The 23144-nt window shown below is 42.7% G+C and carries 22 protein-coding genes; 11 read left to right on the forward strand and 11 right to left on the reverse strand.

All coding sequences use genetic code 11. The features are described 5' to 3' along the window. Positions 1-28: 28 nt before the first annotated feature. A complete protein-coding gene (locus tag FTT72_RS06355; protein ID WP_078192598.1) occupies positions 29-688 on the forward strand; it encodes a riboflavin synthase in 660 nt (219 codons plus the stop codon). A gap of 112 nt (positions 689-800) precedes the next feature. Further along, positions 801-1346 carry a VTT domain-containing protein gene (locus FTT72_RS06360; protein WP_111884846.1) on the forward strand — a complete coding sequence of 182 codons (546 nt, stop codon included), beginning with the start codon at positions 801-803 and terminating at the stop codon, positions 1344-1346. A gap of 62 nt (positions 1347-1408) precedes the next feature. Here the strand turns inward: FTT72_RS06360 and FTT72_RS06365 are convergent, their stop codons facing one another. The 4 genes from FTT72_RS06365 to FTT72_RS06380 all read right to left on the reverse strand — a co-directional run bounded on the left by FTT72_RS06365 (position 1409) and on the right by FTT72_RS06380 (position 4296). Continuing rightward, positions 1409-1627: a hypothetical protein gene (locus FTT72_RS06365; RefSeq protein ID WP_078192596.1), complete on the reverse strand. Its 219-nt coding sequence runs from the start codon at positions 1625-1627 to the stop codon at positions 1409-1411. Positions 1628-1769: 142 nt separating this feature from the next. Continuing rightward, the gene (locus FTT72_RS06370; RefSeq protein ID WP_180178058.1) at positions 1770-2408 is read right to left on the reverse strand and encodes a hypothetical protein; all 639 of its coding nucleotides are present in this window, start codon (positions 2406-2408) and stop codon (positions 1770-1772) included. A gap of 39 nt (positions 2409-2447) precedes the next feature. Continuing rightward, complete coding sequence (locus tag FTT72_RS06375) at positions 2448-2855, reverse strand: DNA polymerase III subunit chi (protein WP_078189457.1); 408 nt, start codon at positions 2853-2855, stop codon at positions 2448-2450. Next, complete coding sequence (locus FTT72_RS06380; RefSeq protein ID WP_180126987.1) at positions 2848-4296, reverse strand: leucyl aminopeptidase; 1449 nt, start codon at positions 4294-4296, stop codon at positions 2848-2850. The genes FTT72_RS06375 and FTT72_RS06380 overlap by 8 nt, the downstream gene beginning before the upstream one ends. Before the next feature lie 159 nt (positions 4297-4455). Here FTT72_RS06380 and lptF point away from each other — a divergent pair, with 159 nt between their 5' ends. The 4 genes from lptF to FTT72_RS06400 all read left to right on the forward strand — a co-directional run bounded on the left by lptF (position 4456) and on the right by FTT72_RS06400 (position 9491). Further along, the gene (lptF, locus tag FTT72_RS06385; RefSeq protein ID WP_180039927.1) at positions 4456-5556 is read left to right on the forward strand and encodes an LPS export ABC transporter permease LptF; all 1101 of its coding nucleotides are present in this window, start codon (positions 4456-4458) and stop codon (positions 5554-5556) included. 1 nt (position 5557) lies between these two features. Then, positions 5558-6628, forward strand: coding sequence for an LPS export ABC transporter permease LptG (lptG, locus tag FTT72_RS06390; protein ID WP_180178059.1), 1071 nt, complete (start codon positions 5558-5560; stop codon positions 6626-6628). Positions 6629-6750: 122 nt separating this feature from the next. Next, complete coding sequence (gene gpmI / locus FTT72_RS06395) at positions 6751-8298, forward strand: 2,3-bisphosphoglycerate-independent phosphoglycerate mutase (RefSeq protein ID WP_180178060.1); 1548 nt, start codon at positions 6751-6753, stop codon at positions 8296-8298. A gap of 17 nt (positions 8299-8315) precedes the next feature. Beyond that, complete coding sequence (locus FTT72_RS06400; RefSeq protein WP_168378227.1) at positions 8316-9491, forward strand: S41 family peptidase; 1176 nt, start codon at positions 8316-8318, stop codon at positions 9489-9491. A 22-nt stretch (positions 9492-9513) separates the two neighbouring features. On the opposite strand, the gene FTT72_RS06405 is transcribed toward FTT72_RS06400, so the two are convergent. From FTT72_RS06405 to FTT72_RS06415, 3 genes are read right to left on the reverse strand one after another with little or no spacing between them, the layout of a single operon-like run. Continuing rightward, positions 9514-10941, reverse strand: coding sequence for a sigma-54 dependent transcriptional regulator (locus FTT72_RS06405; protein ID WP_180010683.1), 1428 nt, complete (start codon positions 10939-10941; stop codon positions 9514-9516). Positions 10942-10960: 19 nt separating this feature from the next. Next, the gene (locus FTT72_RS06410) at positions 10961-12526 is read right to left on the reverse strand and encodes a PAS domain-containing sensor histidine kinase (RefSeq protein WP_180010681.1); all 1566 of its coding nucleotides are present in this window, start codon (positions 12524-12526) and stop codon (positions 10961-10963) included. Between the two features lie 22 nt (positions 12527-12548). After that, the gene (locus tag FTT72_RS06415; protein ID WP_078189449.1) at positions 12549-13184 is read right to left on the reverse strand and encodes a response regulator; all 636 of its coding nucleotides are present in this window, start codon (positions 13182-13184) and stop codon (positions 12549-12551) included. A gap of 212 nt (positions 13185-13396) precedes the next feature. On the opposite strand from FTT72_RS06415, the gene FTT72_RS06420 reads away from it, so the two are divergent. Beyond that, on the forward strand, positions 13397-14446 hold the full coding sequence (locus FTT72_RS06420; RefSeq protein ID WP_180004717.1) for a serine hydrolase: 1050 nt from the start codon (positions 13397-13399) through the stop codon (positions 14444-14446). A 126-nt stretch (positions 14447-14572) separates the two neighbouring features. Here FTT72_RS06420 and thrC read toward each other — a convergent pair whose 3' ends face one another. From thrC to xerD, 4 genes are all read right to left on the reverse strand, one after another. Beyond that, positions 14573-15712: a threonine synthase gene (gene thrC, locus FTT72_RS06425; RefSeq protein ID WP_078189447.1), complete on the reverse strand. Its 1140-nt coding sequence runs from the start codon at positions 15710-15712 to the stop codon at positions 14573-14575. A gap of 62 nt (positions 15713-15774) precedes the next feature. Further along, positions 15775-17079 (reverse strand): homoserine dehydrogenase, encoded by a 1305-nt coding sequence (locus FTT72_RS06430; RefSeq protein ID WP_180008061.1) that lies wholly within the window; start codon positions 17077-17079, stop codon positions 15775-15777. Between the two features lie 130 nt (positions 17080-17209). Beyond that, positions 17210-18022 carry a DsbC family protein gene (locus tag FTT72_RS06435; protein WP_180010679.1) on the reverse strand — a complete coding sequence of 271 codons (813 nt, stop codon included), beginning with the start codon at positions 18020-18022 and terminating at the stop codon, positions 17210-17212. 96 nt (positions 18023-18118) lie between these two features. After that, entirely contained in the window at positions 18119-19036 is a 918-nt protein-coding gene (gene xerD / locus FTT72_RS06440; protein WP_180010677.1) for a site-specific tyrosine recombinase XerD, read from the reverse strand. A gap of 172 nt (positions 19037-19208) precedes the next feature. On the opposite strand from xerD, the gene FTT72_RS06445 reads away from it, so the two are divergent. From FTT72_RS06445 to murD, 4 genes are all read left to right on the forward strand, one after another. Next, positions 19209-19472, forward strand: a complete 264-nt coding sequence (locus FTT72_RS06445) for a FeoA family protein (protein ID WP_111884859.1) — start codon at positions 19209-19211, stop codon at positions 19470-19472. Beyond that, positions 19469-21334, forward strand: a complete 1866-nt coding sequence (locus tag FTT72_RS06450) for a ferrous iron transporter B (protein WP_180010675.1) — start codon at positions 19469-19471, stop codon at positions 21332-21334. Before FTT72_RS06445 ends, FTT72_RS06450 begins: the two co-directional genes overlap by 4 nt. A gap of 36 nt (positions 21335-21370) precedes the next feature. Beyond that, on the forward strand, positions 21371-21622 hold the full coding sequence (locus FTT72_RS06455; protein ID WP_180010673.1) for a DUF6587 family protein: 252 nt from the start codon (positions 21371-21373) through the stop codon (positions 21620-21622). Between the two features lie 159 nt (positions 21623-21781). Then, entirely contained in the window at positions 21782-23128 is a 1347-nt protein-coding gene (gene murD / locus FTT72_RS06460; RefSeq protein ID WP_180010671.1) for a UDP-N-acetylmuramoyl-L-alanine--D-glutamate ligase, read from the forward strand. Positions 23129-23144 lie beyond the last annotated feature (16 nt).

Consider the following 23144-nt stretch of genomic DNA (forward strand, 5'->3'; position numbering starts at 1 on the left):
ATCGCCCCATATTTTTCAGGGATTGAACATGTTTACAGGCATTATTGAAAGTCTAGGTAAAGTTGAAAGCATTCAAAACGTGGGTGGCGATGTCCGCTTGCGTATCCAGACAGATTTAGACATGTCGGATGTGCATTTGGGAGATTCTATTGCCACCAATGGCATTTGCTTAACCGTGATTGACTTTGGTAGCAATTGGTATGCAGCTGATGTATCACGTGAAAGTTTAAATCGGACCACTTTGGAACACTGGAAAGCAGGGCAGGCAGTAAATGTGGAAAAAGCCATGTTGCCGACCACGCGTTTTGGTGGACATATTGTCAGTGGTCATGTCGATGCAGTGGGTGAAATCACTCAAGTTCGTTCAGATGCACGTTCAATTTATTTTGAAGTGACCGCACCGAAAGAAATTGCACGCTATTTAGCGGAAAAAGGCTCTGTGACCGTGGATGGTATTAGCCTGACGATTAACCATTTACGTGGCAATGTGCTGAGCTTAAATTTAATTCCGCATACGGCGGAACGAACCAATATCGGTACATGGAAGGCTGGGGCTAAAGTGAACTTGGAAGTAGATGTTTTAGCACGTTATATTGAGCGTTTATTGCTCGGCGATAAAGCCGCTGAGACCACAGCGCAATCAAAAATTAGCTTAGATTTTCTCGCTGAAAATGGCTTCTTGAAATAAGTTGATACCGAAGAAAACCAAACAGTCTGATTGAAAAATTAGACTGTTTTTTTATTTTTGGTGATAATGCGTCGCGGAATGACATATATGATGAATAATCAGACAGGTGATAATGATTGATTTCTTACTGAATCTGGAACAGTGGTTACCCATGTTATTGGAAAATTATGGTGTGTGGATTTATGCCATTTTATTTCTGGTGATATTTTCAGAAACGGGTTCAGTATTTATGTTCTTCCTGCCGGGAGACAGCCTTTTGCTTGCCATCGGCGCATTATGCTCAACGACGGAAGTGGTGCATTTACACACCATGGGGCTGATGTTATTTGTCGCATCGGTCTTGGGCTACTGCGTCAATTACTATACGGGCAGCGTGCTAGGCATTAAGTACTTTAATAAGCACACACGTTACTTTAAGCCCGAATATATGGTCAAAACCAATAAATATTTTATGAAGCATGGTGGTAAAACGATTTTAGTCGCACGCTTTGTACCCTTTGTACGTTCTTTTGCGCCTTTTGCTGCTGGATCTGCACGCATGAACCTTGGCACATTTATGTTTTATAATGTGCTAGGTGGTTTCATCTGGATTGGATTACTACTCGGTATCGGTTATTTCCTAGGACATACCGTTTCTGCAGTTGCAGATTTGGTCTAAGCCAAACTTAAACATAAAAAAAGCCCACAGTTGTGGGCTTTTTTTATGGAGTAGATGACAATTTAGTGTTTTGTAACGGTCACTACATCAAGGGTTTGAAAAATCGAGCTGTGGGGCGGTTGCTGAATGCTAAAACCACCTTTTTCTGATTCACGGCTGAGATAAACCGAAATACTGTGAAAGTCTGAATGACTCAGCCAAAGATCTTTGGCACGAATGTCCCATTGTTCTCCAGCAGATAGAGAGGATATTTTCTGGGTAATCTGGTGAATGATGTCCATATTGAATTCCCATCTGGATGCATGATTATATTTTTAGGATGCCTGAAGCATTGTATTTTGAGGGACAATGCTTCAGGCATATGAACATCATGTTGCAAATACATGTCAGTTTAATGACAGTGACCAGATTTCGATGGACGGCTTAAGATGCTTGGGACGATGTAGATTCTGTCGAAAAATTGGAGTTTTCTAAGATATAGTCAATTTCTTCTTGTGCAGCAGCTTTCAATTTTGCACGGAAATCACTGACGGCCATCTCGATTTGCGTTTCTGCCTCAAGTTCCAAACGCACGCGTACACTTTCAAGTTCTGACAACATTTGTCCTTCGCTGACCGATAAGCTTTGGCTTAATCCCGCTAAACCCGTTTCAGGGTTTTTATGATAGCGAGCGGCATAGTGTTGTACTTCACGATCAAGATTATGCTGCATCATGGTGAGCGCTTGCGTTTGTGCAGCAAAGCGTAACTCTTCGTCGCGTCTCAGTTGTTCTGCATAGGCTTGTTCAGCTTCACGTTTTTCTTCTAAGGCTTTTTCTAAAGCCAATTGTTTGCGAATACGAGCATCTTCAATCAGCTGTGCTTTCAAATCTTCATAAGCAGACTCAATTTTGTCAAAAGACACTTGCTGCTGTTGTTGGTCATTGACCAGCCATTGTTGAATGTCTGTACTGGGATTGAGTACATCGCAAACGCGACCAAGGTCATCAATAAAGGTCTGACGAATAGCTTCAGGTACTTTTAACCAGCGCTGTTTAAAGTCTGGACCGACATTCAATGCCATGGTGCATCTCCTTGCAAATAGGGTAAAACCAATATCACGTTAAAGTTTATGGGTCTGTGGTTGAACGCCCAAACGTCGATATTGTTTATATTTTTCACGCCCGATAATTTTAGCGGGTTCGTTATTTTCAATAATTTCGATAATGTGACTAAAACTCGCGAACTGTTCAAGTGCTTGATCGTTAAAATTAAACACAATCCAGTCGGCTTGCTCAGGCAATTGGGCAGAAATACAGACCGTTGCCTCGGCTTGATCGATACCATGGGGAATGAAACCTGTGTGATCGAAACTCCACAGGCGTTCATCAAGTTGTTGCTGTAAGTCTGGGTCAGCACAATGTAGCCAAATACGTACAGGCTGACGCAGGATCTTACGGCATAAACGACAAGTGCTTTCGACTTGTCGTTCAGGACTTTTTTCAAATAAATAAAAGCTAACTTTAGCCATTCGCTTGAGCACGATTCGCTAAGAATTGCATTAATAATGGCACAGGACGACCTGTTGCGCCTTTATTTGCACCTGAGTTCCATGCAGTACCAGCAATGTCTAAATGCGCCCAACGATATTCACGCGTAAAGCGTTGAAGGAAACATGCAGCTGTTACAGAACCTGCTTTTGGACCACCAATGTTGGCAATATCTGCAAATGGAGAATCAAGTTGTTCTTGATAATCTTCAATTACGGGCATGCGCCATACGCGGTCAAAGCTATGTTGACCTGCAGCAGTCAATTCAGCCGCAAGTTCATCATCCGGAGTGAACATACCAGTAAGGACTGAACCCAATGCCACAACACATGCACCAGTGAGGGTTGCGATATCAATCACCAGTGCAGGGTTAAAGCGTTTTACATAGGTCAAGGTATCGCACAGCACCAAACGACCTTCGGCATCGGTATTTAAAATTTCAACGGTTTGACCGCTCATGGTCGTCACGATATCACCTGGGCGAGTGGCATGACCAGACGGCATGTTTTCTGCAGCAGCAATTGCGCCCACAACATGAATCGGTAATTTCGCTTCACATAACGCACGGATAGTACCCAATACCGAAGCAGAGCCGCACATATCGAATTTCATTTCGTCCATGCCTGCACCTGGTTTAAGTGAGATACCACCCGTATCAAAAGTCACACCTTTACCAACAAGCACCACTGGTGCTTCTTCACGGTTTGATAGGTATTCGATGGTAATAATACGGCCTGGACGGTCAGAACCTTTGCTCACAGCAAGGAAAGCACCCATACCGAGATCAGCCATTTGCTGTTCATCGAGTACAGTCACTTTGAGTTGATCAGGGAATTCAGCTGCAAGCGCTTGAGCTTGTTCGGCTAAATATTCAGGGAAGCAGATATTGCCCGGACGGTTACCTAGGTCACGAGTAAAACTTTGACCTGATTGCACTGCAGAAATTAATTCAAGCTGTGCAGTGGTTAATGGACTTTCAGCAGCGATTAAATGGATCTGCTCCAAAACAAATTCATTTTTCTTAGACTTGTATTCATCAAATGCATAAGCCGCTTGGGTCAGGCTAAGTGCAAATAAATAATGTTGTTCTTGTGGTAGGGCAGAGATATCGACACTGATCTGTTTGAATTTTTTTTGTGACGCTTTAATAATGGTTTGTGCAATTTTTGCAAATTTATTGACCTGTAATTCAGCAACTTTGCCGAGGCCTAAAAGAGCGCTATTGCGACAAGCGGCAATGTTCGCCACCAAAGGCAGGCTTTCATTGAGTGCTGCTTTAAATTGAGTTGCTTCAATTAAATTATCTAAATCATTGATTTGATATGAAGTAGCTGCATTTGTAACGTGCTCAGAATCTACTAATATCAACAAATATTGGCTGGACGCATTCGCTTGGAATGACGTATTAATAGAAAGTTTCATGTGCGGTATTTATGCCTTTTTAAATTTATAAACCATTAAACCATTGAAACATTTATATGAATAGAGTTTCAATGAGCAACAAGGGTATAGGTTTTATATTTTCTACATTCGGGTAAACTAACGCTAGTTTTTATTGGCCCTATTTTTGGAAGAATTAATTTGATTATTCGGCGTTATCTGGTCAAGCAAGTGGTGTCGACATCACTGGTTGTGATTGCCTTATTGACCTTGATCATGATGGGTGGTCGTTTGATCAAGTACTTTGGTGTGGCGGCGCAAGGTCGTTTAGATGCAAGTATTTTATTTAGCATTATTGGCTACCGTTTGCCTGAATTTTTAACCTTAATTCTTCCGCTCGGTTTCTTTATTGGTCTGATGTTGGTCTTTGGTCGTCTGTATGTCGATCATGAAATGGCTGTGCTCAATGGTAGTGGTGTCAGTCGAAATCAATTGTCACGTTTATTGGTGCCGATGACTGTGGTCTTTATGGCTGTTCAAGCATTTTTGATGCTGTGGGCTTCGCCTTGGGGCATCCGTCAGTTTGAAGCATTAACGACTTCGCAAGCGGTACGAACAGGCTTTGACTTGGTTCGACCAAAAGAGTTTATTTCCTCTGGGCCCTATACCATTTATGCAGGGGACTTGTCAGAAGACCGTAAAAACTTAAAAGATATTTTCTTTTATCAGCGTGCAGAAAAAGAGGGTAAGCCTGATGTCATTATTTTGGCAAAAGAAGCGACCCGCGTCGAAGTGCCCAATGATAATGCCAATGTGGTTGACTTAGTTGAAGGTCGCCGTTACGAAATCTATCCGGGACAACCACGCTATTCTCAAGCTGAATTCCAAAACTATCGTTTACGTTTAGAAAATGATAAAGAAGCAAAATTTGAAAGTACCGAAGTAGAAGCTTTGCCAACCTCGAAGTTATGGGATAACCGTCATGATCCTGTGGTTGCCAGTGAACTTGGTTGGCGAATTTTTGTGCCGTTCGCTATTTTGGTGGCGTTATTGCTTGCCACCGCTTTGTCTGAGGTAAGTCCTCGTCAAGGGCGTTACCTAAAACTGTTCCCAGCCTTACTTATTTTTGCCAGTTTAATCGTAGCTTTAATGGCGATCAAAACGCGAATCAGTAAAGATGAAATGGGCATCTGGGCTTATCCACTGGTCTTAGTGATTTACGGTATTGCAGCAGCATTGTTCTCGCGTAAACAAAAATTAGCGCCCAAAATTAAGAAACAAATTCAGCGAGTGAGGTCTTAAAATGTTGGCACGTCGTATAGTTGCAAAACATGTGACCAAAACTACTGCTTTAGCCATGCTTGGTTCGACCGCGGTATTGGCTGGCTTACAAGTGCTTTTTACTTATTTAGGTGAATTGGGCTCGCTGAAAGAAGGCTATAACGCATGGAATGCTTTGCAGTATGTGTTATGGAGTTCACCGAATTATTTATATGAAATTTTACCAATTTCAGCCTTGATTGGAGCGGTACTGGGTTTAGGGACTCTAGCTTCAAACAGTGAATTGATTGTGATGCGTTCGGTCGGCATCAGCCTTTGGCGGATTGTGGGCTGGGTGATTCGTTCGGCACTCATTTTGGTGGTTTTATCCTTTGCATTAAGCGAATGGGTCATTCCCTATACCAATGAACAAGCCAAAAGCGTCAAAAGTCACCGCACTGCGGCTGAACTGGGCGAAGTCAAAGGCTATTGGTCGCGTGAAGGTCAGCGCTTTATTTATATTGACTATGCCAATTCGCAAGGTCAAATTAAAGATGTTCAGGTTATTGATTTTGATGAAAAATATCGTTTGCGAGGCACTTTGGATGCGGAGCAAGGGAATTTTGTCAAAAATGGCTCTTGGTCGCTACAAAATTCAACCCAAGTCGATCTCTTAGCGACGGGTGATGCCGTGGCGAAGCAAAATGCTGAACAGCCGCTTTCATTGGCGTTGCAACCTAAATATGTGCATATGGTTACCATTGACCCTGAAGACCTATCACCGAGTCAATTGGTGAGCTTTATGAGCTATATGCATGAATATAGCCAAGTCCCGAAGACTTACCAATTGGCGTTTTGGCAAAAGTTTGGTTCACCCTTTGCTTTAATTGCCTTGGTGGTGATCGCGTGTTCTTTTATTTTTGGACCTTTACGTCAACAGTCGATGGGTTTCCGCTTAGTGATTGCCTTATTTGCTGGACTGGGCTTTTACTACTTACAAGATTTCTTAGGTTATGCAAGTTTGGTGTACGCACCATCGCCTGCATGGTTCGTCTTTATACCGATTATTTTGATGTTTGTAGCGGGTGGCTACCTGCTGCACCGCGCACGTTAAGTGCATGCAAGATTGAGTAAAACAATGTTGATGACCTAGATAAACCATGGTTGTCACATAGAGTCTTCACCGAAAATTCGGTAAGATAGTATGATTAATTTATAAACGAAAGAGTGTTCATTATGACGGATGCAACTGCTGGCAAAATCCCACACGTATTGGTAATTATGGATGGTGTGGGTCATCGCGAAGCGGTCGAGGACAATGCCTTTTTAGCAGCAAAACGACCAAACTTGACTGCAATGCAGGAAAAGCATCCGCATGGATTGATTTCAGGCTCTGGCGAAGACGTTGGTTTACCTGATGGTCAAATGGGTAACTCTGAAGTGGGTCACATGAACCTTGGTGCAGGACGTGTGCTGTATCAAGACTTTACTCGTATTACCAAAGATATTCGTACCGGTGCGTTCTTTGAACATGACGTTTTAGTCGATGCGGTCGAAAAAGCCAAAACAGCAAATCGTGCTGTACATATTATGGGCTTGTTGTCTGAAGGTGGTGTGCATTCACATGAAGATCACATTGCGGCGATGGCTGAATTGGCATTAAAACGCGGTGCAAAAGTTTATCTTCATGCATTCCTTGATGGTCGTGATACACCGCCAAAAAGTGCACAACCTTCGCTTGAAAAATTAGATGCACTGTTTGCTCAGTATCCGGGTCAAGGTCGTATTGCCACCATGATTGGTCGCTACTTTGCAATGGATCGTGACAACCGTTGGGATCGTGTTGAGCAAGCCTATCGTCTTTTAACTGAAGGTGAAGCAGTGCGTACAGCAGCGACCGCTGTTGAAGGTCTAGAGCAGGCTTATGCTGCTGAAGAATCAGATGAATTTGTGAAAGCGACGCGTATTGGTGATTTAGCACCGATTCAAGATGGTGATAGCGTTGTCTTTATGAACTTCCGTGCTGACCGTGCGCGTGAAATTACCAAAGCATTTGTGGAAAAAGATTTTGCAGGTTTTGAACGTAAAGTGGTTCCCGCTTTATCAAAATTTGTCATGTTGACACGTTACCAAGCAACAATTGATGCACCTGTGGCTTATATGCCAGAAGCGTTGCATAACTCGATTGGTGAATACCTGTCTAATTTGGGTAAAACACAACTTCGTATTGCTGAAACTGAAAAATATGCACACGTGACCTTCTTCTTCAGTGGTGGTCGTGAAGATGAATATCCGGGTGAAAAACGTATTTTGATTCCATCACCAAACGTTGCGACTTATGATTTAAAACCAGAAATGAGTGCTTATGAAGTCACTGATGAATTGGTTGCCGCAATTAATTCAGGTGAGTACGACTTACTGGTGGTGAACTATGCCAATGGTGATATGGTTGGTCATACTGGTGTATTTGATGCAGCAGTCAAAGCGGTTGAAGCCGTAGACACGTGCCTAGGTCGTGTATATGAAGCTGTGATGGCAAATAAAGGTCACATGCTAGTGACCGCCGATCATGGTAACGTAGAGCAAATGCAGGATTATCAAAGTGGTCAGGTGCATACTCAACATACCACTGAACTTGTGCCGTTTATCTATGTTGGTCCGACCAATGCAACAATTGCAGAAGGTGGTGTTTTGGCTGACGTAGCGCCGACACTTTTAACGCTTATGCACATTCCTGTACCAACAGAAATGCAAGGTCGTAACTTGATTACTCTTGAAGCTTAAAATGTAAGGAAGCATGAATGACTAAAGCACACTGGATGTCAGTTGTAAGCCTTACAGCCTTGCTGCTGTGTTCTAGTCATTCGACATGGGGAGCCGACAAAGCAAAGTCGGCTTTCGATGAATTTGATGGCAGCTATGAACAAAGTTATGCCGAAGTACCTGTCGAATCAATCCAACAATTTGTTCAGATCTATGGCATTGTCAAAGAAAATTATGTCGTTGAAAAAAATGACGATGCATTATTCCAACAAGCCATCAAAGGCATGGTCAGTGGTTTAGACCGCTATTCACGATATCTTTCACCTGAAGACTATAAGCAGCTTTTGCAATACACTGAAGGGGATATTGCGAGTGTCGATTTCAATTTGCGCTTTGATGTAGGTTTACAGCAATGGGTCATCACCAATTTAAAGCCTGATGCCGATTCAGCAAAGCTAGGTCTGAAAAATGGCGCGGCGGTGTTTAAAATTGATGATCAAGAACTCAAAAAACTTAATCAAGATCAAGTGCGACACCTGCTCACAGGCAGTATCGGATCGACGCTGAATCTACAGTTGATAACTGCAAGTCAACCGGTTAATTTGGTCAGAAACACTAAAGTTGAAACAGATATAGAATCTAAATTATTAAATAATCAGGTTTTAGTTTTACACGTAAAAGTTTTTCAACAAGATACAGCCAATGAAATTAAGCGTTTAATTGAAAGTCACGGTTCACGTGTCAAAGCTGTATTGTTTGATTTAAGAAATAACCCCGGTGGGTTATTGTCCGCAGCAGTGGAGTCTGCCGATTTATTTTTGAATCAGGGCATTATTGTGTCGACTCGAAGTCGATCTGAGGGTGACCAACAGTTTCAGGCTTTACCGAGTTTTGAATTTCAAAATATGAAAGTTGGTATTTTAATCAACAATCGTTCTGCTTCTGCCGCAGAGGTCTTTACCGCAGCATTAAAAGAGCATAAACGTGCATGGGTAGCGGGTGAGAAAAGTTATGGTAAAGGTGTGGTTCAAAAACTATTTCCATTGAGTAATGGTGCGGCTTTACAAATGACTGTGTCGCAATATCTGACACCGAATGGCAAAATGATTGAAGGAATTGGAGTGCAGCCAGACTATAACTATCCGCTGCAACATGATGCACGTGAAGATCACTATGTCGATCATGTTGCAGAGTTATTGCTGAATCAAAAATAAACAGCAATACGCTGGAAAACTTTTACTCTTCGTCTTCGGTATCTAAACCGAATTTTTTCAAACGATAGCGCAATGAACGGAATGACATGCCTAATTTTTTTGCGGCAAGGGTTCGGTTCCAGTGGGTGATGTTCAACGCATTCATGAGCACTTCTTTTTCGATATTTTCTAAAAAGAGCTCTAAGCCTTCTTCAGGTAGTTTGCGAGGGACCACACTCTGTTCGTTGCTGTTTGCAGCAAGCTGAGCGGATTCATTCGTTGTTGGAGCGGAATTGAACTGAGCACTTGGTTGTCTTAATGGCGCACTTTGCAGATGTTGAAGATCAATCTGATCATCATCGCAGAGGGTCATAGCGCGTTCGATAATATTGCGGAGTTCACGCACATTACCTGGATAATATTGGCTGAGCAGGAAACTCTTCGCACGTTCAGTTAGAGGCTTAGTAGCAATTTCCCATTCATGGCTAATTTTTTGAATAAAATGTTGAGCCAATAAGAGGATATCGTCGCCACGTTCACGTAAGGCAGGCAACACTAAATCCATCACATGGATGCGGAAGAATAAATCTTGGCGGAAGCGACCTTGTTGGACGAGTGCTTCTAAGTCCTGATGGCTGGCGCTGATCACACGGAAGTCGACATCAATTTCACAGTCTGAACCTACAGGACGAATACGTTTTTCCTGTACTGCGCGTAGCAATTTAACTTGCATGGCTAAAGGTAGTTCGGCAATTTCATCCAGAAATAAGCTACCGCCATGTGCAGATTGAATCAGACCTTGTTTGTCTTGGGTGGCACCACTAAAGCTGCCTTTTTTATGGCCAAAAAGTTCACTTTCCATTAACTCTGTGGGAATTGCCCCACAGTTAATGGCAATAAAGGGCCCTTCATTACGGTTGCTTAAACGGTGAACCAGATTGGCTACGACCTCTTTACCCGTACCAGATTCACCCGTAATAAAAACAGGTGCTTGTGAACGTGCAATTTTCTTTAAGGTTCGACGCAATTGCTGGATTGGAAGCGATTCACCAATCAACATTTTATGTTCTAAAGCATCTTGCGAAGTAATGTCTTCAGCCAATGGCTTATTCAGGGCTTTTTGTAGCAGTTGTTCAAGATGTTTGGGATTGATCGGTTTGCTGACAAAATCGAATGCTCCCGCCTTTAATGCGGCAATGGCAATGTCCATGTTGCCATAGGCTGTTAGCACAGCAACAGGAAGTGTAGGACAGTGTTCATTCATCCAATCTAAGAGCTGTAGACCATTACCATCGGGTAAGTTGAGATCGGTTAGGCAGGCATCGTAGCTATAGGTAGACAAGGCTTTTTTAGCTTCGTCGAGGCGATGTGCAACATGCGTTTTAACCCCCATCCTTGATAAAGACATCTGCATCAGCATACATAAGTCTTCTTCGTCATCAACTAACAATACCAGTGGTTGTGAATCCACAGTTTTCCCCTAAAAACAATTAAATAACAGCTTGTAAGCACTCAATCCTAAAGCAAGCTCCCTGTTTTTTTTCTACATAGGAAAGCTGTGCTTGATTCGCTTCACAGAAGCTATGAGCAAGATATAATCCTAAACCAGTTCCAGTAATTTCGGTACTAAAAAATGGTTGAAATAACTGTGCGCGGTTTTGTAAAGCAACCCCATGACCGAAATCTCGGACATCGATCTGGACTTTTTTCTGATCCGTACGCGCCACCACTTCGATATACGACATGTCCGGATTGTTATGGCGAATCGCATTACGAATCAGGTTGATTAAAATTTGTCTAAACTGTGCCTCATCAAAATCGATCAAGGTTTTGGCCTGTACATTGAGCCGAATGTTCTGTTGAATGTCTGCCAGATCTTCGTGCAGGAACAGCGGTAAAAATTGTTCTAAATTCAGACGAGTAGGGTGGGTTTCTTTATTACGCACCATATTTAGCGTGTCTTGAATAATTCGGTCAATCCGCACCGCTTGACGTGAAATCATATGATTCAACATGTGCTGTTGTTCGGTATCACTTTGCGGATATAAATCATTGGCATGCACAATCGCCGCTAAAGGATTACGAATTTCATGTGCAATACTGGCGGAGAGTTGCCCTAAAGCGGCTAATTTTAGTTGTTGCACTTGCTGATTGAGTTTTTGTGCATCTTGTAAAATCAGCAAGGTCAGCATTTGATGCGGCACAACGAGTTTTTGTACGAGTACCTGAATGTGGTATTGGCTTTGTTGGGATTCAAATTGGAATTTTTCACCGCTTTTTAAATCTTCAAATTTGAGTAATTCAAATAAATCGGGCTGCGTGGTATACAGTGGATATTGATCATGATGATAAAAATTTGGCATGCCGAGTAAATGGCAAGCAGCAGGATTACTCAGCACCACATGACAGTTTTCATCCAACACCAAATAGCCCGTATCAATCTGCTCCAAGATATAGCGGTTAATGTTTTGTAGTCGATGTAGCTCTAAGGATTGCGAAAAATTCAGATTTTCTAGTAACTGGAAACGTTTCACGGCAATTTGCGCACTGCCATACACCACACAAAATAAAAAAGCCAAAATCGCACTGTTGGTTAAATTTTTGAGTGAGGTAAATTCAAGAATTGAACCTAAAAACAGTTGATACACCACGCAAATCACAGCGATGAGGGTGATGACCAAAGCTTTTTGGGCATCTAATAACAGGGATGCTGCAAAAATCGTAATCACAAACAGCAAACTCAAATGTAAATTGGGTCCATCGATGGCTAAGGTCAGTAAGCTCAGCGAAATGACATCTACAATGAATAACAGTAGTAACTGGTTTGGGATCCGGACTTTGAAACGTCCAAGTGACATGAATTGAATGCTGGTAAACAGCAAATAAATCGTCAATACATATAGGTATAAACGTGGGTATTCATAATCTGAACTGAATTGAGTGTAGGTCAGTAAAAAGACCAGTAACAGACAGGCACTGATGATAAAGCGATAAGCACTGTACCAAAGGCCTAAATGATACTGGTTCAATTCACTATGAATTGAACGCTGTGTCATAAGTAACAGGATGTACGTTGTGTTAAGGTTTGATTAACCCGTAGCGAATCGCCAAGTGAGTTAGTTTGACATCACTATCAATATTCAGTTTTTCAAAAATGCGGTAACGGTAGGTATTCACCGTTTTAACGCTAACAAATAATTTATCGGAAATTTCTTGTGCACTAATACAATTGACCACCATCATGGCAACTTGCATTTCACGCTCAGACAGGGCGTCAAAAGGTGATTGTTGTGTATCAGACAAATATGAGCTAGCCAGTTGTTCCGCAATGTCTGCACTGAAATATTTGCCACCTTGCATCACTTTATTAATCGCACGGACCATTTCAGTAACTGGTGCACCTTTGGTGATATAGCCTTTGGCACCTGCTTTTAACAATAAAGACGGGTAGGGTTCTTCAGCAAGTCCACTGACTGCGAGGACTTTTGTATCTGGCGCTGTTTGAAGTAGGCGACGTGTGGTTTCTACACCTCCGATCCCCGGCATATTGACATCTAATAGAACGACATTTGGATGGTGTTGGCGAACAAGTGTAATCGCATCTTCACCCGATTCGGCTTGTCCAATGACTTGGACATCTGCATGGTCTTCGAGCATACGGCAAATACCAGTACGGACTAATTCATGGTCATCTACCACCAAAACTGTGATCACCTACACTCTCCCTCAAATCAAAATCTGTTTTTTTTGTTACATAAAGCAAAATAAGCTTGCAATGAAACGACAAAATTAGCAATCCTATTCTTATATGAAATGAAAAACTTCATACACAATGTGTGAGCAAAAAATGTTCGTAGTTGTGACCAATGTACGGCATATTGCTGGTCTTGCGCAAATGTTTAGTATCCTGAGTTGAGTGAGCAATGGTGAAAAAATTAAATAAATCCTTCATGCACGTTTTGGGCATGTCAATTTTATTCAGTATGAGCAGTTTCAGTTCTGCTGAAATTGTGATGAATAGTGCTGCAAATCAGCAGTCAAATATTAGCTGGTCATCTGAAGATGCAAACCAGTTACTCAACGGTGACGTGTCTTATAGCGCTGAAGAGCCATCTCCTCAAGGGTCAACGAAAGTGACTACTTCTGTACGTAGTACAGGCGGTGTGGTACAGACAGCACCATCGAAAACGGTCCGTATTATTGATACCAATCAATACGCAGGACAGCCCTCTGTAAATGCGCGTGCAGCACTGGTTATGGATGGTCAAACTGGTGAAGTGCTATATAGCAAAAATAGCAATACCGCTTTACCGATTGCATCAATTACCAAACTCATGACAGCAGTAGTGATTTCAGATGCCCGATTAAACATGTCTGAAAAGATTACCTTACAACAGTCTGATTTCTCATGTTCAGGCTGTAAAAGCTCAAGTTCAACGCTGCGTGCTGGCGACAGTATGAACCGCGCAGAAGCTTTGCTATTTGCTTTGATGAAATCTGAAAACCCAGCGGCTTCGGCATTAGCACGTACTTATCCAGGTGGTCGTTCTGCATTTATTTCAGCGATGAATGCGAAAGCACGCTCATTAGGGATGAACTCGACTCATTATATGGAATCGACTGGCTTGCACCCAGGCAATGTCGCTTCGGCACGTGACTTGGGGATTTTGGTGAATACCGCTTCGCAGTATGGTTTGATTCGTCAATTTTCAACCACACCAAGTTATGACTTTAATTTGGGCTACCGCGTGTTGAAATCAAACAATACTAATGCTTTAGTGCGTAATGGTGGTTGGAATATTAATATTTCAAAAACAGGATTTATTAATGAAGCAGGGCGCTGTGTTGTGATGCATACCACACTGAATAACCGTCCAGCGGTGGTGGTGTTATTGGGTGCGGATTCTTCAGTGGCACGAACCAATGATGCGACTCGTTTAATGAACTGGGCGAGCCAGTTACCAAAACGTATTTAACAAGATTTCAGATTTTTCATTCTTTCAGTATTTAGATTTACTCAACGTTTAAATGCTGAAGTGAATGCAAGATATAAAAAAAGCCCTGCAAGAGCAGGGCTTTTTTTTATTCAGTCAGCATATAAATTACATATTTGACAGAATTGAATCACGAACTTGATCCATAGTTGCATCAATCGACAACATTACGGCATCTTGGCATTGCTTGATGGCAGTGTCAGGATCTTTTAAACCGTTACCTGTTACAGTACATACGATCACAGAACCTTCAGCAATTTTACCTGCTTTGATGTCACGAATCGCGCCACCGATAGAAGCTGCAGAAGCAGGTTCTACGAATACACCTTCGTACATAGATAGTAGACGCTGTGCTTCTAAGATTTCAGCATCTTGCAGTTCGTCAAACCAACCTTCTGAGTCGCGGACTACGGCTTTAGCATGGTTCCAGCTTTGTGGATTACCAATACGGATCGCAGTTGCTACAGTTTCAGGGTTTTCTACAGGTGCGCCGCGTAGGAATGGTGCCGCGCCAGCAGCTTGGTAACCCACCATTGTTGGTAGACCCGCAGGTTTTGGACCTGTGAATTGATCAGTTTCAGGATCATAAACTACTTGTACAAATTCTTCTTTAGGCTGATTCGCCACAGCTTCGGTATAACCCATCCAATGTGCTGTGATGTTACCCGCATTACCTACAGGTAGGCAGTGGTAGTCTGGTGCACGACCTAACTCATCCACGATTTCGTAAGCAATGGTTTTTTGACCTTGCAGACGGTATGGGTTGATTGAGTTTACAATCGTAACTGGTGCTTGATCCGCAACTTCTTTTACAAGACGCATACCGTCATCGAAGTTACCGTGGATTTGCATCGTTACCGCGCCATACATCATCGCTTGTGCCATTTTACCCATGGCAATTTTGCCTTCTGGGATTAACACGAATGCTTTAATACCCGCACGTGCAGCATACGCCGCTGCGGCAGCAGATGTATTACCTGTAGAGGCACAAATAATCGCTTTTGAGCCTGCTTCCACTGCTTTTGTTACGGCCATGGTCATACCACGGTCTTTAAATGAACCAGTCGGGTTTAAGCCCTCGTACTTCACATAAATTTCAACATTTTTGCCAATAATGCGTGGAATGTTCTCAAGCTTAATCAGTGGCGTATTACCTTCGCCCAAAGAAATTGCGCGAGTAGTTGCAGATACGGGTAAACGGTCGCGATAGCGGTCAACTAAACCAGTATAACGATTGGCATTAGACATGATGATGTTCCAATTGTGTGTAGAGCTTGGCGAGAGGAACTGAAATATTCCCCTCGACCCGATTAATTATCAAGCGATTCTAAACGAATTCGTACAATTTCGCCATGAATGACAGGCAATGCTTGAATTTGTTGAAGGGCTTCATCCATTTTAGATTCTTTGACTGGATCAGTCAGAATCACGATAGGAATAAGGTCTTTTAAGCGCGGCTGTTGCATGATCGCATCGATGCTGATTCCTGCACGGCTTAAAATCGTAGTGACATCAGCAAGAACGCCAGTTTGATCTTCGGCATTAATACGGATGTAGTATCCTGTGGTCATTTCTTCACGTGGAAGAATTGGTAAATCGGTCAGTGCTTCAAAAGCAAGCTGTGGAATTGTACCAGCGCCATCTTCGGTATATGAGATGTCACGGACAATATCGACAACGTCAGCAACCACCGCTGATGCTGTCGGGCCTGCACCTGCGCCTGCGCCATAGTAAAGCGTTGGACCAACAGCATTGGCTTGAACCAATACAGCATTTTTAACGCCATTTACATTGGCAATCAGTTGGTCTTCAGGGATCAGCGTTGGATGAACACGAAGCTCAATACCCGTTGCAGCACGACGTGCAATACCTAAATGTTTAATACGGAAACCAAGGTCTTCTGCATATTTGACATCTTGCGCAGTGACTTTGCTGATGCCTTCAGTGAAGACTTTGTTAAACTGGAGTGGGATACCAAAAGCAATAGAAGCCAGCAATGTTAACTTGTGCGCTGCATCGATTCCTTCGACGTCGAAAGTTGGATCTGCTTCGGCATAACCGAGTTCTTGCGCTTCTTTGAGAACGTCTGCAAAGGCACGACCTTTTTCACGCATTTCAGTCAGGATAAAGTTACCTGTACCGTTAATAATACCTGCAAGCCAGTCAATTTTATTGGCTGCCAAACCTTCACGGAGGACTTTAATAATTGGGATACCGCCTGCGACAGCTGCTTCATAAGCAATCTGAACGTGATGATCATCGGCCAATTTAAATAATTCATTGCCGTGTTCAGCTAATAAAGCTTTGTTGGCTGTAACCACTTGTTTGCCATGAACGATTGCTTCACGAATTACTTCATACGCAGGGTGAATGCCGCCCATAACTTCAACCACAACGTCTACATCGGGTTGACGGACGATATCTAATAAATCAGCACTTTGCTTCACTGAAGCAGGTAGTTCTAAATCAGGACGAGGGCGACGCGTACCCACATGGGTAATTTCAATTTCACGACCGGTGCGACGTTTAATCTCAGCAGCATTTTCTTTTAGTAGTTTAAGGGCACCACCACCCACAGTACCAAGACCGAGGATTGCCAGACGAACTGGTTTCACGTCACACTCCATTTATTTCATCATTGCTTTAAGTGAGTTTAGATCATAGCTAAAAAAACGTTCGGACTCTAGGGTAGAAATCACTTTATTCCCACCCATAAAAAACATTCATTTAGCCTATAAAAATTAGTTATTTAAGCGCACTTTCAAGTTCGGAAGCCGACATGTAAGCACCGATGTGTTTGCCTTCTGCGTTATAGATCGCTGGCGTACCATTCACACCAATATTTAGACCCATTTCATACATGCTGCGCACTGGGTTTTTACATGATGCTGGCTCGATTTGCTCACCGGCAATGGCTTTATCAAATGCGGCACGACGGTCTTTGCTACACCAGATAGTTTCCATCATTGGCATGTGTTGTTCACCACGTGGCCAAGCGATGTAACGGACTTCAATGCCACGGGCATTAATATCATCCATTTGTTCATGTAACTTATGGCAATAAGGACAGCTGACATCGGTAAACACATAAACCACGTGTTTGGTTTTACCTTTGGCTTTATAGATTAGTAAGTCTTCGGTTTTTAATTGATCAAATAGTTTTTTGTTGGCGTCTGCTTGTAGCGTATCGCCTACATTAAAGAGTTGTTTTTCACCCAAACGAACCACGTCGCCTTGGAAAATGTATTTACCATCAGCTGTAGCATAGACTGCAGGCATGCCTTCAAAACTCACCCAAAACAAATTAGGAACTTCAGTCGCTTTCACCCCAGTGACTTTGGCATTGATATTGGCTTTTTGCAAATTGGATTGCAAAGTATCAATTAAACGCTGCTGAGCATTACGTTCAGATAAATTCGAAGCTTCACCAGTTGCAGGTGTACTTGCCGTTAATGTCGCGTCTTTCTTTTCGTCATTATTTGAATTAGAACAAGCCACTAACGCCATACTGGCAACAAGTGTCGATGCGAGAAAAATTTTTGAACGGGTAAATAACATAAACAACCCTTTTCTTTTAGCTTTATCAAACAGGTGAGTAAGCATAGCAAAAAATATCGGGCACGATAGAACTTCTTGGTCTGATATTTCCTGCCGTTAAGCTCTTGGATGATAGTCTGCATGTAATTTTTGCATACGAACTTGCGCGACATGGGTATAAATTTGCGTGGTAGACAAGTCACTGTGGCCGAGCAGCATCTGCACGACACGTAAGTCGGCACCGTGGTTGAGCAAATGCGTGGCAAAGGCATGACGCAAGGTATGTGGTGATAATTCGGCTTGAATACCTGCAATGAGCGCATAGCGTTTAATCGCGTACCAAAAGTTTTGGCGACTCATCATTCCACCGAGTTGAGTGAGAAATAAAGCATCGGTTGCGCTTTTGTATAAGACGGGACGTGCTTCAGCTAAATATTTCTCGATCCATTCCACCGCCATTTGACCTAAAGGAACTAAGCGCTCTTTATTGCCTTTACCGGTAATCCGTAAATAGCCTTGTTTCAGATTGATCAGTTCTAATCTTAAATTTAATAACTCAGAGACACGTAAACCACAGGCATACAGCACTTCGAGCATGGCACGATCACGTAGACCCAATGCGGTGTTGAGGTCTGGGGCATTAATCAGGGCTTCAACATCTGCTTCAGATAAATCCTTTGGTAGGGCACGACCCAATTTGGGTGTTTTGTGGATTGCAACTGGATTGTCGCTGCGTATTTTTTGTTCGCGTAAGAACTTGAAAAATGAACGCAGTGCAGAAAGTGAGCGGGCGATCGAGCGTGGACTTTTTCCTTGTTTAGTCAGGCTGAGCAAGACATCTGAAATGTCGTCACTGCTCCAATCAGTCATGACATGCGTATGACACTCACTGCATTGAATTAAATCAGATAAATATGCATTTCGAGTGTGTGGACTGACGGTTTGAGCTATTAAATCATCACGATATCCGTGTAAAAAACTGAGTGTTTCTGGAATTTGGACTGGGGTCGGGATTCGTGGTTTTTTATTTAACATGTGCCGCTCATTTTTGAAATTAAACCAAGAAATCACAATGGTTTAATGCAATGTAATTTAAAAAAATAGTCGTGTCGATGCTAGATTGTTAAATGAGAATTGAAATCGAATCCGATTTGTTAATTATTCTCATTTGTTTGTATAATGTTCAAAATTTTTTAGGGTTAGTTGCGTGCGATTATCTGATTTGAAAGTGAAACAAAGCGCAGTCATTCATAAGGTACATCGTAACCAGAATGGCAACAATGCTCCGGCTGATTTAGTCGCTAGCCGTTTAGAGACTTTGGGTTTTGTTCCCGGAACAAAAGTACAGGTGATTACCAAAGGTATTTTTGGTGGTGACCCGATTTTAATTCAAGTTGGGTTTACTCGTTTCGCACTGCGAAAAATAGAAGCTGAAAAAGTGGAAATAGCAATGGAAGGGGCATCAGCATGAGTGATGCGTTACGTATTGCCCTCGTTGGTAATCCAAACTGTGGTAAAACTTCATTATTCAATCATTTAACGGGTACACGTCAGAAAGTTGCGAACTATGCTGGGGTAACGGTTGAGCGTAAAGTTGGTCAATTTACGTTGCCATCGGGTAAATCTGTTCGAGTTTTGGATTTGCCGGGGACGTATAGCCTAGAAGCGACGAGTCCTGATGAAGCCATTACGCGTGATGTCGTGCAAGGTAAAATTGCAGAAGAAGGGCATCAAGATGTCTTTTTATGTGTAGTTGATGCGACAAACTTAAAATTGCACCTCGGTTTGGTCATGGAAATGATCGATTTGGGTCGTCCAATTTTACTTGTCCTCAACATGATGGATGAAGCACGTCGTCGTGGCATGCAAATCAATACCCAAAAGCTGTCTCAGCGTTTGGGTGTGCCTGTCGTAGAAACCGTTGCTGTACGTAATGCGGGTATTGAAAACTTAATGGGTGCTTTGGATGCTGAAGGTTTCAGAAAACCAGATGCATCATTAAGTGATACCAATCTTTCTGGGACTAACCACGAAAAAATTGAACAAATTTTAAAAGACGTAGTGGTGTTTGTTGATCATGAAGATAAACGCTCAGACTTCCTCGATAAAATTTTTTTACATCCAGTCTTTGGTTTAATTACCTTAGCGGTGATGATGTTTATTATCTTCCAAGCGGTGTTTGCGTGGGCTGCGCCGTTTATGGAAGGTATTGAATGGGTGCAGGATTGGGTTGGTGAAGCCGCAGGTGGCATGATTTCCAATCCATTACTACAGAGCTTGGTTGTTAAAGGGATTATTGAAGGTGCGGGTGGCGTAATTGTCTTCCTCCCACAAATTATTATCTTATTCTTCTTTATTTTGGTTTTAGAAGAATCAGGTTATTTACCACGTGCAGCATTCTTGCTAGATAAGCTGATGTTTAAAGCCGGACTGAGTGGTCGTGCTTTTATTCCTTTGCTGTCGAGCTTTGCCTGTGCTGTACCGGGCATCATGGCAACTCGGAGTATTCAAGACCCCCGAGATCGTCTGGTCACGATTTTAGTTGCGCCATTGATGACCTGTTCGGCACGTTTACCGGTTTATGCCTTGCTGATCTCAGCATTTATTCCACAGCAAATGGTCTGGGGCGTCTTTAACTTACAAGGCTTGGTGCTATTTGCATTATATGCAGCAGGGATTGTGAGTGCCTTAATTGTGGCAACAGTGCTGAAATTCTTCCAAAAAGATAAATCACAGCATGCCTTATTGATGGAACTTCCAAGCTACCGTTTCCCAGATATTAAGAGTGTTTGGATTGGTTTACTGGACCGTGCCAAGATCTTCTTGAAACGTGTTGGTGGCATCATCTTCGCTTTATCGATTTTGTTATGGTTCTTGTGTACCTTCCCGCAACCGCCAGAAGGCGCAACCTTGCCGGATATTGATTATTCATTGGCAGGTATGCTTGGGCATGTATTACAACCGATTTTTGCACCATTAGGTTTTAATTGGCAGATCTGTATTGCCTTAATTCCAGCGATGGCTGCACGTGAAGTTGTTGTAGCGGCATTGGGTACGGTGTATGCCTTGTCTGCAACAGACGACGATGCCATGTCTCAAGGTCTGGCAAATTTAATTAGTAGTGATGGGTCATTGGGTTGGTCATTGGCAACCGGTTTATCATTATTGGTGTGGTTTATTTATGCGCCACATTGCTTGGCGACACTGGCAACAGTTAAACGTGAAACTGGCTCCTTGAAAACGGTGAGTTTCATGACCATCTATTTATTTGGTTTGGCTTATCTAATGGCATTCATCACGTATCAAATTGCAACACGCTATTTTGGATCGTGAATTGTGAATGGCAAAAGCTGAACAAAGGAGAGAGACATGCTTGAATCAATAATTATTGCGGTATTGGTGATTTGGAGTGCTGTCGTGGTGTTTAAGAAGGTATTCCCAAAAACATCGAACTCAGTCTTCACAACTTTATCTGAGCATTGTGTAAACCGTGGTTGGAACAGTCTAGCCAAATGGTTAAAGCCAAAAATGGCCGCAGGCTGTGCAGGCGGTTGTGGATGTTCAGCTTCGGATAATCCATCTGTAAAAAAAGCTGAAGTACAAGCGGTGAAATGGAAATAAGCTCACCGCCAGTTGCTTGAAGAAACCGCCCGGTACGGGCGGTTTTTTTACGAGCGGACACAAAAAAACTGCGAGAAAGTGAAAACATAAAAAGCATTCAAAACAGCAAAGTGCTAACATTTTGTCAGATTTAAAAACCGACCAAAAAATGGGGCGAAAATGTTAATACAGCGTGGTGGATTGAAGGTTGTTGCCGGATTAGGGATTTCTGGTGTTTCCGCAGTGAATTTCTTACATAGCCATGGCTACCGCGTTGCAGTCACCGATTCACGAGCAGTCCCACCGGGTCATGATCAAATTCCAAGTGATGTACAAACCAGTTTCGGTCAGTTGGACCAAGATTTATTACTCCAAGCAGAAGAAATTATTATCAGCCCGGGGCTAGATCCAAAATTACCGCAAATTCAGGCGGCCATTGCAGCCAACATTCCTGTGGTTTCAGAAATTCAAATTTTACGTCGTGCGACAGATAAGCCGATTGTCGCAATTACAGGTTCGAATGCGAAAAGTACCGTAACGACTTTATTTGGTCTTATGGCAGCAGATGCAGGAAAAAAAGTGGCAGTGGGTGGCAACTTAGGGCGTCCAGCTTTGGATCTCACCAAAGATGATCCAGAGCTTTATGTTTTAGAGCTTTCAAGTTTTCAATTAGAAACCACGTCGAACTTGGCCGCAGAAGTGGCTGTTGTGTTGAACATGAGTGAAGACCATTTGGACCGTCATGGCGATATGATGGGCTATCACACTGCGAAGCATCGTATTTTCCAAGCGGTGAAAAAAGTCGTGTATAACCGTGATGACTCATTAACACGTCCATTGGTTCCAGATATTACTCCAATGCAAAGCTTTGGCCTAAATGCACCAGATATGAATCAGTTCGGTATTTTACGTGATACTGATGGCACAATTTGGTTGGCACGTGGTCGTGAGCGGTTACTGAAAAGTACAGACATGTATATTCAAGGGACTCATAATGTGGCAAACGCCTTGGCATGTTTAGCTTTGGGTGAAGCGATTGGTTTGCCACTAGAGGGCATGTTGGAAACTTTGAAAACCTTTAAAGGTTTAGAGCACCGCTGTGAATTTGTTAAAGAAGTGCATGGTGTTCGTTATTATAACGACTCTAAAGGTACCAATATTGGTGCGACTTTAGCTGCGATTGATGGCCTAGGTGCTGCGATTGAAGCCAAAGGCGGTAAAGTGGCGATTATTTTAGGTGGTCAAGGCAAAGGGCAGGACTTTACTGCACTGCGTGATTCACTTTCAAAATATGCCAAAGTTGCGGTATTGATTGGTGAAGATCGTCCAATTATTGAAAAAGCGATTGAAGGGACAACCACGCTGATTCATGCTGAAAGTTTGAAACAAGCGGTTGAGCTGTGCCAACAAAATGCGGTAGCCAATGATGTGGTGTTATTGTCTCCAGCGTGCGCAAGTTTTGATATGTTTAAAGGCTACAGTGAGCGTGGACACCAATTTGTTGATTGTGTGAATGCACTCGTTTAAAAGAACGATAAGGAAA

Source organism: Acinetobacter sp. YH01005 (assembly GCF_013420465.1).
Classification (GTDB): domain Bacteria; phylum Pseudomonadota; class Gammaproteobacteria; order Pseudomonadales; family Moraxellaceae; genus Acinetobacter; species Acinetobacter amyesii.

What these genes read in the sequence shown, in the direction of transcription:
- FTT72_RS06410 (WP_180010681.1), bottom strand. Translation starts at nt 12,526, where the DNA reads ATGACACAGCGTTCAATTCATAGTGAATTGAACCAGTATCATTTAGGC.
- FTT72_RS06435 (WP_180010679.1), bottom strand. Translation starts at nt 18,022, where the DNA reads ATGTTATTTACCCGTTCAAAAATTTTTCTCGCATCGACACTTGTTGCC.
- gpmI (WP_180178060.1), top strand. Translation starts at nt 6,751, where the DNA reads ATGACGGATGCAACTGCTGGCAAAATCCCACACGTATTGGTAATTATG.
- FTT72_RS06455 (WP_180010673.1), top strand. Translation starts at nt 21,371, where the DNA reads ATGCTTGAATCAATAATTATTGCGGTATTGGTGATTTGGAGTGCTGTC.
- thrC (WP_078189447.1), bottom strand. Translation starts at nt 15,712, where the DNA reads ATGTCTAATGCCAATCGTTATACTGGTTTAGTTGACCGCTATCGCGAC.
- FTT72_RS06370 (WP_180178058.1), bottom strand. Translation starts at nt 2,408, where the DNA reads ATGGCATTGAATGTCGGTCCAGACTTTAAACAGCGCTGGTTAAAAGTA.
- lptG (WP_180178059.1), top strand. Translation starts at nt 5,558, where the DNA reads ATGTTGGCACGTCGTATAGTTGCAAAACATGTGACCAAAACTACTGCT.
- FTT72_RS06450 (WP_180010675.1), top strand. Translation starts at nt 19,469, where the DNA reads ATGAGTGATGCGTTACGTATTGCCCTCGTTGGTAATCCAAACTGTGGT.
- FTT72_RS06365 (WP_078192596.1), bottom strand. Translation starts at nt 1,627, where the DNA reads ATGGACATCATTCACCAGATTACCCAGAAAATATCCTCTCTATCTGCT.
- xerD (WP_180010677.1), bottom strand. Translation starts at nt 19,036, where the DNA reads ATGTTAAATAAAAAACCACGAATCCCGACCCCAGTCCAAATTCCAGAA.
- FTT72_RS06360 (WP_111884846.1), top strand. Translation starts at nt 801, where the DNA reads ATGATTGATTTCTTACTGAATCTGGAACAGTGGTTACCCATGTTATTG.
- FTT72_RS06400 (WP_168378227.1), top strand. Translation starts at nt 8,316, where the DNA reads ATGACTAAAGCACACTGGATGTCAGTTGTAAGCCTTACAGCCTTGCTG.
- FTT72_RS06375 (WP_078189457.1), bottom strand. Translation starts at nt 2,855, where the DNA reads ATGGCTAAAGTTAGCTTTTATTTATTTGAAAAAAGTCCTGAACGACAA.
- FTT72_RS06355 (WP_078192598.1), top strand. Translation starts at nt 29, where the DNA reads ATGTTTACAGGCATTATTGAAAGTCTAGGTAAAGTTGAAAGCATTCAA.
- FTT72_RS06380 (WP_180126987.1), bottom strand. Translation starts at nt 4,296, where the DNA reads ATGAAACTTTCTATTAATACGTCATTCCAAGCGAATGCGTCCAGCCAA.
- murD (WP_180010671.1), top strand. Translation starts at nt 21,782, where the DNA reads ATGTTAATACAGCGTGGTGGATTGAAGGTTGTTGCCGGATTAGGGATT.